10 protein-coding genes and 1 pseudogene are annotated in these 12,468 nt (G+C 28.6%); 1 reads left to right on the top strand and 10 read right to left on the bottom strand.

The window, feature by feature from the left end:
* Positions 1-35: 35 nt before the first annotated feature.
* The 10 genes and pseudogenes from HMPREF9127_RS08920 to uvrB form a co-directional block, all read right to left on the bottom strand.
* Positions 36-671, bottom strand: a complete 636-nt coding sequence (locus HMPREF9127_RS08920; protein ID WP_009447754.1) for a M23 family metallopeptidase — start codon at positions 669-671, stop codon at positions 36-38.
* A 59-nt stretch (positions 672-730) separates the two neighbouring features.
* The gene (locus HMPREF9127_RS08915; RefSeq protein ID WP_009448451.1) at positions 731-1,231 is read right to left on the bottom strand and encodes a murein hydrolase activator EnvC family protein; all 501 of its coding nucleotides are present in this window, start codon (positions 1,229-1,231) and stop codon (positions 731-733) included.
* A gap of 10 nt (positions 1,232-1,241) precedes the next feature.
* Positions 1,242-2,138, bottom strand: coding sequence for a permease-like cell division protein FtsX (ftsX, locus tag HMPREF9127_RS03000; protein WP_009447823.1), 897 nt, complete (start codon positions 2,136-2,138; stop codon positions 1,242-1,244).
* Complete coding sequence (ftsE, locus tag HMPREF9127_RS02995; protein ID WP_009447864.1) at positions 2,125-2,814, bottom strand: cell division ATP-binding protein FtsE; 690 nt, start codon at positions 2,812-2,814, stop codon at positions 2,125-2,127. The genes ftsX and ftsE overlap by 14 nt, the downstream gene beginning before the upstream one ends.
* Positions 2,815-2,950: 136 nt before the next feature.
* Positions 2,951-4,615 (bottom strand): phosphoenolpyruvate--protein phosphotransferase, encoded by a 1,665-nt coding sequence (ptsP, locus tag HMPREF9127_RS02990; RefSeq protein WP_009448055.1) that lies wholly within the window; start codon positions 4,613-4,615, stop codon positions 2,951-2,953.
* A 46-nt stretch (positions 4,616-4,661) separates the two neighbouring features.
* On the bottom strand, positions 4,662-4,922 hold the full coding sequence (locus HMPREF9127_RS02985; protein WP_009447970.1) for an HPr family phosphocarrier protein: 261 nt from the start codon (positions 4,920-4,922) through the stop codon (positions 4,662-4,664).
* A 202-nt stretch (positions 4,923-5,124) separates the two neighbouring features.
* Complete coding sequence (gene rlmN / locus HMPREF9127_RS02980; protein WP_009448282.1) at positions 5,125-6,174, bottom strand: dual-specificity RNA methyltransferase RlmN; 1,050 nt, start codon at positions 6,172-6,174, stop codon at positions 5,125-5,127.
* Positions 6,164-6,754, bottom strand: a complete 591-nt coding sequence (locus HMPREF9127_RS02975) for a DJ-1 family glyoxalase III (protein ID WP_009448153.1) — start codon at positions 6,752-6,754, stop codon at positions 6,164-6,166. Before HMPREF9127_RS02975 ends, rlmN begins: the two co-directional genes overlap by 11 nt.
* Positions 6,747-9,583 (bottom strand): annotated as a pseudogene (gene uvrA, locus HMPREF9127_RS02970) (excinuclease ABC subunit UvrA). The gene HMPREF9127_RS02975 and the pseudogene uvrA overlap by 8 nt, the downstream one beginning before the upstream one ends.
* A complete protein-coding gene (uvrB, locus tag HMPREF9127_RS02965) occupies positions 9,576-11,549 on the bottom strand; it encodes an excinuclease ABC subunit UvrB (RefSeq protein ID WP_009448254.1) in 1,974 nt (657 codons plus the stop codon). The pseudogene uvrA and the gene uvrB overlap by 8 nt, the downstream one beginning before the upstream one ends.
* A 219-nt stretch (positions 11,550-11,768) precedes the next feature.
* Between uvrB and HMPREF9127_RS02960 the strand changes: the two genes are divergently transcribed.
* On the top strand, positions 11,769-12,467 hold the full coding sequence (locus HMPREF9127_RS02960) for an ABC transporter ATP-binding protein (protein WP_009448377.1): 699 nt from the start codon (positions 11,769-11,771) through the stop codon (positions 12,465-12,467).
* Position 12,468: the final 1 nt, after the last annotated feature.

Raw genomic sequence — 12,468 nt, 5'->3', positions numbered from 1 at the left:
CGTAATTTTTTGTTTTTTATCATAAATTATTGCTCCTAGTGATTCAAATATTTTAGAGGATCAACTGGATATCCATTATATCTTACTTCAAAATGTAAATGTGGTCCTGTTGAATTTCCTGTAGAACCTACTAAAGAAATAACTTGTCCCTTACTTACTCTTTGTCCTGCTGAAACAACTAAACTAGAATTATGTCCATATACAATAACAATATTATTTGTATATTTTATCATAACAGCATTACCGTAACTTCCATTCCAACCTGATGAAATTACAACACCATCAGTTGCAGAATACACAGGAGTACCTGTAGGAGCAGGAATGTCAATTCCCCTATGTCTTTCTCCACCACTACCAATCGGTGCATTTCTCCAACCAAATGGACTGGAAATTCTATGGTAACCTTTAAGTGGCCACATCATTTCTCCATTTGATGGACGAGCATCTATTTTACCGTCATCAATATCTTTTTGAATCTTCTTTTCGTTCATTCCTCTTAAAATATCCGCTTTTACTTTTTCTTCAAAACTTATATTTGCGTCTAAATTCTTAACTTTATTTTGTAATTTATCAACTTCTGATTTTGTAAACTCTATGCTTTCTTCCAATTTTGCAATACGTTGTTTATTCTTTTCAACTTCTTCAGTATAAGCTTGATATTTTACTTCCATTTCTTTTTTCTTAACTACTTTTTCTTCTTTTCTTGCTTCAAGTTGTTCTTTTTCTTTTACTAAAGCAAGCTTATCGTTTTTAAACTTGTAATTAACTTTTTATCATAATCAGCAATTGATTGCATCATAAAATATCTTGATATAAAATCTCTTATATCTGATGCAGAGAATAATACTTCAATAGAATTCAAATCTTTATTACCATACATTACACGAACTCTCTTCTTAAAAAGTTCTTGTTTTTCGTAGATTCTATCTTCTAAAATTGTTATTTTTTCTTTTGAAGCTTGAATTTCTTCAGATAGTTTAGTAATTAAATCTTCTAAATCGGTAAGATCTTTATCTAACTGATCAATAATTTTTTGCTTTTCAACAATTTCCTTAAAAGCTGAATCTTTTTGAGTAGTCATATCTTTAATAGATTTTTTCTTGCTTTCTAAATTTTGTTCTTGATTTTGTTTTTCTTTCTTCAAATCATCAACTTTGTCAGCATGAGAAATTATTCCTGAACCTAACATTGAAAACAAAAGTATTAAAGCTATAAATCTTCTTTTTTTCATACAAAACCACCTAAACCTTCATATATTTTCTACTTGAGAATATTGATGCTAAAATTCCAATTCCAATACCTATTCCAAAATATGCTACTGCAACATAAAACCCGAAAACATTAACAGGTAAAAGATAATTAGAAAATAAATTATTTACTCCCCAAGCAAAGCTATTATAAACATATTTATAAGCAAAGAATATCATCGCAAAAGATATCCCTGCACCAAGCAACCCGAGAACCATACCCTCTACAATGAAAGGTCCCGTGATACTCATATTTGTCGCCCCTATATATTTCTTTATACTTATTTCTTTTCTTCTTGCAATAACTGTCAGTTTAATAGTTATTGACATTATAAAGAAACTTACCAATAACAAAACACCAACTAATGTAATTCCTACATATTTAACCATTTCTGACATCTTTGTTATTTTATCAACTATATCTTTATAATATACAACTTTTTCAACACCTTTAATATTATATATATTAGAAGCAACTGTATTTGAATTTTCAATATTTTCAACTTTTAATTCATAACTTTCAGGAAGTGCTGATTCCATTCCGTCTAATAAAAATGAATTCTCCTTCCACTGTTCTTTCATTTTTTCTAAAGCTTTTTCCTTTGAAACATAATTTACTTCTTTTACATTTTCAATTCTTTTTAACTCTTCTTTAATTTTTAAAACTCTTTCTGATGTAACTTCCGGTTCCAAAATAACATCAATTTGGTCAACCTTTGTCTTCATATCTTCTACTACATTATTTGCTACAAAAACCCCAAAAGTAATTCCTCCAAGAATTAAAAGCATTGAGCAAATAGAAACAATTGAAGCAACACCCATAGATTTGTTTCTCCAAAGACCAACTAAGCCTTCTCCTATTGCAGAAAAAAATCTTCTAATTGAACTCATCGAAATAACCTCCACGTTCTTCATCATTAATCATTGCACCATGATCCATACTAATAACTCTCTTCTTAAGTTTATTAACTATATCTTTATCATGAGTAGAAACTATAACTGTAGTACCTTTAGCATTTACATCTAAAAGTAGCTTCATAATTTCCTCTGAAGTATTCGGATCTAAATTTCCTGTAGGTTCATCTGCAATTAAATATTTCGGTCTATTTATTAGAGCCCTTGCAATACAAACTCTTTGTTGTTCTCCACCGGATAATTGGTTTGGAAAAGAATCTGCCCTATCAGACAATCCTACTAATTCCAAAATTTCTTTAACTCTTTTATTTATCTCTTTTTTAGAAACTCCTAAAATTTGTAATGGATATTTTATATTATCAAAAACTGTTTTTCCTTCTAATAATCTAAAATCTTGAAATACAATGCCCATTGTTTTTCTAAGTTGAGGAATTTTTCTATTTCTTAACTTGACTATATTTACATTATCAACGATTATTTCACCTGTTGTAGGTTTTATTTCTCTTAAAAGCATTTTTATAATACTTGTTTTACCGGCGCCACTGGCTCCTATTAAAAAGACGAACTCTCCGTCTTCAACCTTGAAACTAAGATCCTTCAAAGCACAAACATCGTTTTTATAAACTTTATTTACTTCTATAAATTCTAACAAATTATCACCTCAATTATTATTCTATATAACTATCAGGACTATTATAACATAAAATTTACAAAATGTAGTAAAAAAAGCATAAAAAGTTACAAAATAATTACAATAATATTACAAAAAAGTAATATTTTAATTTTTTCTATTTGTTATCAAAGTAATTTATTACTGATCTACCGGTTTTAAATTTATTTATATTATCAAAAAAGTCTAAATAATTATTATGGTCAAATAATTTTATTCTTTTCTTTATTCTTTGTAATACATCATTAGTAACACTAAATTCATCAATTCCAAGTAAAATTAATAATTCAACTGCGTCTAATTCACTAGCGAAATTACCACACATTGAAACTACTTTTCCATTTCTATGTGCAATATCCACTACACGATGAATAGAACGAATAACTGACGGACTATAGCAGTCATAAAGTTGTTGCATCTTAGAATTTTCTCTATCACAAGCCAACATATATTGAACTAAATCATTTGTCCCTATACTTACAAAATCAACCTCTTTAACTAAAATATCAAAAAGAAAAACTGAAGCGGGAGTTTCTATCATTATTCCAAATTCAATATTTTCATCAAAATCTATTCTTTCCTCTCTCAATTCATCTTTAATTTTCAAAATTTCATTTTTAATCCATAATACCTCATCTAATGTTGTTATCATTGGAATCATAATTTTTATATTTCCATAAGCTGAGGCTTTTAAAATGGCTCTTAGATGCTTTCTTAACTCTTTATGGAATTCTTTATAAATTCTAAATCCACGAAGTCCCAAAAATGGATTTTTTTCCTCATCCAATCTGAAAAATTTTGACTTTTTATCTGCTCCTATATCAAAAGTTCTAATTATAATAGGCTTATCTGTACTCTCTGCTAGTTTTTTAAAAACTTCAAATTGATATTCTTCAGTTGGCGAATCATCGGACATATATAAAAATTCAGTTCTAAACAATCCACAACCATCCGTTCCGTTCTTTAGAGAAACTTCAAATTCTTCAAAACTTGAGATATTACTGCAGACTCTTATATATCTATTATTTTTTGTCCTTACTATACTATTATCTAAAAACTCTTTTTGTGAAGACTTTAATAATTTTTTATACGAATTAATCATTTCTTCATCAGGACTTAAAATTAATTTTTCTTCAACACAGTCTAAAATACAATCAAAGTTTTTATCTTTTAATTCTTCCAAATCTAAAGAATCACAGATAATATACGGAATTTGCAAATTTTTTGAATATAAAGAAGCATGAGAAGTTTTTCCCCCATTTTTTGAAACAATTCCCACTAATTGTTCTTTATATTTATCAATAATCTTTGGAGATAAATTTTCTGTAAAAAGTATAAATTTATTTTCAAAAATTTTAACATCCTCAACAGAATTTAAAGTTTTCATAAATTCTTCTTGAATTGAAATATAATCATAAATTCTATCTCTCATATAGTCGGAGTCAAGATTATTTAACTCATAACAAATATGAGCAAAAGTTTCCTCTATTGCTTTTTCTAAAGACTTATTTTCTTTTAATATTTTATTCTTTATTGTATCTTTTAAAAATGGATCATCAATCAATTCAGTATGAACATTTAGTAAGTTTTCAAGTTTTTCATCTTCTGCTTTAATTCTATCAGCATCTAAATAAGTTGAAAACAAATTTTCAAATCTTTTTATTTCCTTTTCTTTTTCATCATCAGATATATTATCTTTAATAAAATTCTTTTCATAAAACAAAGTTATAGCTTTGCCATATGCAATTCCGTCCGAAACAGAAAAACCATTATATATTCTCATAATAACACACCAAAAAAGCTCCTCTTTCGAGAAGCTATCCTTAAAATTAATCAGCTAAATTTTCTATGAAGTTTACAACTTCCCCTAAAGTTTTTTCTTCATTTTCTCCATCAACTCTCAATGTTACTTCAGTTCCTTTAGAAATCCCTAAACTCATAACATTAAAAATACTTTTCGCATCAGCCACTTTGTTATCCAAAATAATTTCAATGCTTTCATCAAATTTCTTAACAAACTGAACTAAAGATGCAGCAGGTCTTGCATGTAATCCTGTCTCATTCTTTATTGTAACGTTTTTTTCTATCATAATTAGCCTCCTAAATCTTTTCATATTTAAACTACACATATATTTTACCACTAATATCTAAACAATTCAATAGTTTTAAGGAAATTTTTACAAACGTTTTTATAATTTTTATCCTATTAAAAAATTATCACAATAAAAAACTCATAGAAAATGAATATTAAATTTTAATATACTTTATCTATGAGTTATAACTAATATTTGATTAGTCTTCTTCTTCTTCTAAAACGCCCTGTCTAAGTTGTCCACAAGCTCCGTTTATATCATCGCCTTGTTTCTTTCTTATCGTAGCATTTATTCCATAATTTTCTAGCATTGACTTAAATACGTAAATATATTTTGTACTAGGAGCCTCTCCATCAAACTCTTTTATTGAGTTTAAAGGTATTATATTAATATGACAATTTAAGCCTTTCAAAATATTCTTAAGTTCTAAAGCGTGTTCTCTTGAATCGTTTTGTCCTTTGATTATTGTATATTCAAAACTCACTCTTCTTGAAGTTTTATCAAAATAATATTTACAAGCCTTTAATATTTCATCAATTGAAAAATTGTCGGAAATAGGCATTATCTCTCTTCTTTCCTTTTGGAACGGATTATGTAGCGAAATTGTAAGTGTTATGGGTAATTTTTCATCAGCTAATTTGTAAATATTATGAACAAGTCCACATGTTGAAATTGTAATATTTCTTAGGCTCAAATTTTTACCTTTTTCAGAATTTATAATTTTCAAAAATCCTATTACATTATTATAATTATCAAGTGGTTCTCCAATTCCCATAATAACAACATTATTTATAGTTAAATTCAAATCATTCTCTATCAAATAAATTTGATTTAACATTTCAGCAGAAGTTAAATTTCTTTTGAAATTTTCTTTTGTTGACGCACAAAATGTACAGCCCATTCTACAGCCTACTTGACTTGAAATACAAACAGTACAATAACTTCCATAGTCCATAAATACAGTTTCAATTATTCTATTATCAAATAATTTAATTAAATATTTTTTTGTATTATCCAGCTTTGATTCATATTTTGTATAAATTGAAGAAGTATTTATATATCCTATTTCCTTTAGTTTTTCAATTAAAACTTTAGGCAGTTGTTTGCAATTTTCTATTTCAAAGTTTTTCTTTTGGTGCATAAATCTAAAAAATTGTTCAGCCCTAAACTTCTTTTCTCCCAAACTCAAAAATAAATCTTCAAGCTCTTCAATTTTCAAAGAGTTAAATTCTATTTTTTTATTTCCCATTCTTTTCTTCCTTTAGAATAAAATCCCTCAACAAATAATCAACAGACATAAAACGAACTTGTTTTTCTTGAACTTTTCCTTTTATTTTTCTAATCAATGTATAAGCAAGTTCTCCCGCAAGTCCAGCTCCTCTTGCGGTAATTATATTGTCATCTATACAAATTGCATCTTCTTTTACATTTGCATCAAGCAATTCATCTTCCATTCCAGGATAAATTACTGCATTTCTTCCGGATAAAACACCTGCTTTTGCAAGAACTGAAGGTCCTGCACAAATTGCAGAAATTAATTTATGCTCTTCGTCAAATTTCTTTATTATTTCTAAAACTCTTTTATCCTCTCTGATGTCAAAAGCAGCAGGAAGTCCACCAGGAATAATAATACCTGCATATTCTTTTAAATTTATATTTTCAATCAAATCATCTGCTAAAACTGTTATTCCTCTATTACTTGTAACTTGAAGTTTTCCTGTAATTGAAATCATATCGACCTTAATATCCGCTCTTCTAAGATAATCAACTTGAGTAAGTGCTTCAATTTCTTCAAAGGTATCTGTTAAAATTAAAATATATCTATCCATTTTGTCCTCCTAATATTTTTCTTAAAAATTGTCCTGTATATGATTTCTCACATTTTGCAACTTCCTCAGGTGTGCCTGTTACTACAATGGTTCCTCCACCGTCGCCACCTTCAACACCTAAATCAATTATATGATCTGCAATTTTTATCATATCTAAATTATGTTCTATAACAATAACAGTATTTCCTTGTTCAACTAAGGTATTTAAAACTTCAATCAATTTTTTTATATCATCAATGTGTAATCCTGTAGTTGGTTCATCTAAAATATAAACAGTTTGTCCCGTTCCACGTTTAGCAAGTTCAGATGCAAGTTTAACTCTTTGAGCCTCTCCACCTGAAAGCTCTGTTGAGCTTTGACCAATCTTAATATAATCCAATCCTACATCATATAAAGTTTGTAATTTTCTTTTTATTGAAGGATGATTTTCAAAGAATTTAAGTCCATCTTCAACAGTCATTTCCAAAACATCTGAAATATTTTTTCCATTATATGTTACTTCCAAAGTTTCTCTATTATATCTTTTACCACCACAAACTTCACAAGGTACATATACATCAGGTAAAAAGTGCATTTCAACCTTTATTGTTCCGTCTCCTTTACAAGCTTCACAACGACCACCATGAACATTAAAACTAAATCTACCTTTGCTATATCCTTTCATTTTTGCCTTTGTAGTCATAGCAAAAACATCTCTTATATTATCAAAAACTTTAGTATAAGTTGCAGGATTTGAACGCGGAGTTCTCCCTATCGGACTTTGGTCAATTTCAATAACTTTATCAAGCTTTTCATAGCCCTCAATCCTATCAAACTTTCCTGTTTTTTGTTTACTTCTATTTAATTTGTTAGACAATTCTTTATTTAAAATAGAATTTACCAAACTGCTCTTTCCACTTCCGGAAACACCAGTTACACAAGTAAAAACACCGATAGGAAATTCAACATCAATATTTTTTAAATTATTTTCTCTTGCTCCAAAAACTTTAATTGTATCTGTGTATTTTCTTCTTTGTTTAGGAACTTCTATTTTACTTTTTCCTGAAAGATATGCTCCTGTAATAGATTTTTTACTCTTCATAATATCTTTAAGAGTTCCCTGTGCGACGACCTCTCCACCATGAATCCCTGCTCTTGGTCCAATATCTACAATATGATCAGCACAACGAATAGTATCCTCATCATGTTCTACTACAATCAAAGTATTTCCAAGATTTGTTAAATTTCTTAAAGCATTTAAAAGTTTTTCATTATCTCTTTGATGTAAACCGATACTTGGTTCATCCAAAACATAAACAACTCCAACAAGCCCGGAGCCGATTTGAGTTGCAAGTCTAATTCTTTGACTTTCCCCTCCTGAAAGAGTTCCTGCACTTCTTGCCAAAGTTAAATATTCAAGTCCTACATCTTTTAAAAACTTAAGTCTTTCTCTAATTTCCTTTAAAATTCTTTCGCCAATAATACTTTCAGTTTCTGTTAATTCTAAATCATTAAACCATTCATTTAATTTTTGAACAGACATTGCAGTAACATCAGAAATATTTTTATCTCTTATAAAAATTGAAAGAGCTTTTTCATTAAGTCTTTTTCCTTTACAAGTTTCACATTCCATTTCAGACATCACCGTTTCAATTTTTTCTCTCATAGAAGACATTGGAGAAGAAGCATATCTTCTTTCCAAATTCTTTACTATTCCTTCAAATGGTTTATTAAAAGTTTTATTTTCATTTGTGAACTTACTTTCAAACCTAAATTTTATATTTCTTGATCCTGTCCCATAAAAAAGTTCATCTATAGTTTCTTTACTTAAATCTTTAAAAGGAGTATTTTCATCAAAACCGTTATATTTTATGATTTCGTGAAATATTTTGTAATAGTATCCATCTTCTCCGGTAGTCATGTTGTAACATTCAATAGCTCCATCTAAGAGTGATTTATTCTTATCAGGAATCACCAAATCTGGATCTATAATTTTATGGCTTCCAAGTCCATTACAATCATGACACATTCCAAAAGGACTGTTAAAAGAAAAAGTTCTAGGTTCAATTTCATCAAATGAAATATGCCCGTTAGGACAGGACATTTTTTCAGAAAATAAAATTTCTTCTCCATCAACAACTTTAACTTTTACAATACTATCACTAAATTTAAAAGCAGTTTCTAAACTCTCTGTAAGTCTTGACTCAATTCCTTCTTTTACAACAAGTCTATCAACTACAATATCAATATTATGTTTTTATTTTTATCTAATTCAATTTCTTCTGTAAGTTCAAATTCTTTATCATCGATAATTACACGAACAAAACCTTGAATTTTTATATTTTCTAAAAGTTTTTTATGCTCTCCCTTTTTTCCACGAATTACAGGAGCTAACACAAATATCTTACTTCTCTCTTCAAGCTTCATAACTCTATCAACCATTTGGTCGATACTTTGACTTTTAATTTCAGTACCACATATTGGACATTTTGGAATTCCAATTTTTGCAAAAAGCAATCTTAAATAATCATAAATTTCTGTAACTGTTCCAACTGTAGATCTTGGATTTCTATTTGTAGTTTTTTGATCAATAGATATTGACGGACTTAGTCCATCAATATATTCAACATCAGGTTTATCCATTTGACCTAAAAATTGTCTTGCATAACTTGATAAGCTCTCAACATATCTTCTTTGCCCTTCGGCATAAATTGTATCAAAAGCTAAAGATGATTTTCCACTTCCACTAAGTCCTGTAAAAACAACCATTTTATCTCTTGGAATTTCTAAATCTATATTTTTTAAATTATTTACTTTTGCTCCTTTAATTCTAATTGTATTTTTAGACATCTAATCCCCACATTTCTTTTAATCTCTTTATTTCATCTCTTATTGATGCTGCTCTTTCAAAATCTAAAGAATCAGCAGCAGATAACATCTCATTTTTCAAATCTTCAATGAAACTTTCATAATCTGTGATTTCTACATCTTCTGTTTTATAATCCACATTATCCTCAGCAACCTTTGTAGCTTGAATAATCTCTCTAATATCTTTCTTAACACTCTTCGGAGTAATATTATGCTCTATATTGTATTTATTTTGAATTTCACGTCTTCTATTTGTTTCCTTAATTGCCACATCCATTGACTTTGTAATTCTATCTGCATACATAATAACTCTTCCGTTTACATTTCTTGCAGCACGTCCGATTGTTTGAATCATAGAAGTTTCAGAACGCAAAAAACCTTCCTTATCTGCATCCATAATTATAACCATACTTACCTCAGGCAAGTCAAGTCCTTCTCTTAACAAGTTTATTCCAACCAAAACGTCAAACTTTCCGACACGTAAATCTCTAATTATTTCCATACGTTCAATCGTATCAATATCGCTATGCAAATAAGTTGTTTTTATTCCTACATTTTTTAAATAGTCCGTTAAGTTTTCAGCCATTTTTTTAGTCAAAGTTGTAATTAAAACACGTTCACCTTTTTTAATAACTGAATTCACTTCCCCAATTATATCATCAATTTGTCCTTCTGTTTTTCTAACTTCAATTAAAGGATCCAAGAGTCCCGTAGGTCTTATAATTTGTTCAACTTCTTCTAAATTATGGCTCTTTTCATACTTGCCTGGAGTTGCAGATACATATAAAATTTGATTTACCATACTTTCAAATTCTGTAAATTTTAATGGTCTGTTATCCAAAGCAGAAGGTAATCTAAAACCGTAATCAACCAAATTTTGTTTTCTACTTCTATCTCCTTCATACATTGCTCCAATTTGTGGAACAGTAACATGACTTTCATCTACAATAATTAAAAAGTCATCAGGAAAATAATCAATCAAAGTATAAGGTCTTGAGCCTCTTTCTCTACCGCTTAAATGAGCAGAATAATTTTCTACTCCACTACAAAATCCAATTTCTTGTAACATTTCCAAATCATATTTTGTTCTCTGTTCAAGTCTTTGCGCTTCAACTAATTTATTTTCTTGATTTAAAACTAAAAGTCTTTCTTCCAATTCTTTTGAAATTGTACCAACAGCTCTTTCTATTTTTTCCGCACTTGTAGCAAAGTGAGAAGCAGGATAAATTGCAACATGCTCACGAGTTCCTATTACATTACCTGTTAAGGCATCAATTTCTGAAATTTTATCTATTTCATCTCCAAAAAATTCGACTCTAATACTATTTTCAGATGAAGAAACAGGAAATATTTCTAAACTGTCTCCCCTTACACGAAAAGTACCACGAATAAAATTAATATCATTTCTTACATATTGAATATCTACAAGTTTTCTTATAACTTCATCTCTATCTTTTATCATTCCAGGTCTTAATGAAACTACTAAATTTTCATAGTCTATTGGATCGCCTAAACCGTAAATACAAGAAACGGAAGCAACAATGATTACATCTCGTCTTTCAAAAAGAGACATTGTAGCTGAGTGTCTAAGTTTATCTATCTCATCATTTATTGAGCTGTCTTTTTCTATATAAGTATCGGATTGTGGAACATAGGCTTCCGGTTGATAATAATCATAATAGGACACAAAAAACTCAACAGCATTGTTAGGAAAAAATTCTTTAAATTCACTCGCAAGCTGATAAGCCAAAGTCTTATTATGCGCAATCACAAGTGTTGGTTTTTGCACTTTTTCAATAATATTTGCCATTGTAAAGGTCTTTCCACTACCTGTAACACCCTTTAAAATTATTTCTTTATTACCTTTTTTAATTGAATCCGAAATTTTTTCAATAGCCTCAGGTTGATCTCCCGTAGGCTTAAATTTTGAATTTAAAACAAACTCCATAATGTACTCCAATTTATATATTAAACAAAATTTTTTATATTAAAAATAATTCATCTATATTATACTATATTTTTATCTATAATATAACTAATATACCGCAAAATTTTAATTCATAATCAAATTAAAAAGCACTTTCTATTATAAAATTTTATTGTTGATAATAAATATCGAAAGTGCTATAATTGGTTTATAGTTAAATAAATTTTTATGGAGGTATTTATGTTTTTAGTTGTAAAAAATTTAAACAAATCTTATGGAACAAATGAAAATAAAATTTCCGTTTTAAAAGATATAAATTTTTCTTTAGAAAAAGGAGCACTTTGTACTCTATTAGGACCATCTGGTTCAGGAAAATCGACATTGCTTAATGCTATTGGTGGACTTGAAAAAATTGACAGCGGATCTATCATAATAAATGAATGTGAAATTTCCGGTTTAAAACAAAATGCTCTTTCAAATTTTAGAAGAAAATATTTAGGCTTTATTTTTCAATTTTACAATTTAATTCCGGACTTAACCGTAACGGAAAATATTCAAGTGGGTTCTTTTATACACAATGATCCTATGGATATTGAAAAATTAATAAAAGATTTAGGTCTATGGGAACACAAAAATAAATATCCAAGACAATTATCAGGTGGACAACAACAAAGATGTGCAATAGGACGTGCTTTAATAAAAAAACCTGAAATACTGCTTTGTGATGAACCTACAGGTGCTCTTGATTACAAAACTTCAAAAGATATTTTATCCCTACTTCAAAGAATAAATAAGGAATATAAAACTACAATTATTCTTGCAACTCATAACGAAGAAATAACAAAGATGTCTAATATAATTATAAGACTTAAGGACGGTATTATATCTCAAGAAATAGAAAACGAAAAGGTATTGGATGCACAAGAATTGGAGTGGTAGT

It is taken from the genome of Parvimonas sp. oral taxon 393 str. F0440 (genome assembly GCA_000223315.2).
Classification (GTDB): Bacteria; Bacillota; Clostridia; order Tissierellales; family Peptoniphilaceae; genus Parvimonas.
This window is presented reverse-complemented; position numbering and strand designations above follow the sequence as displayed.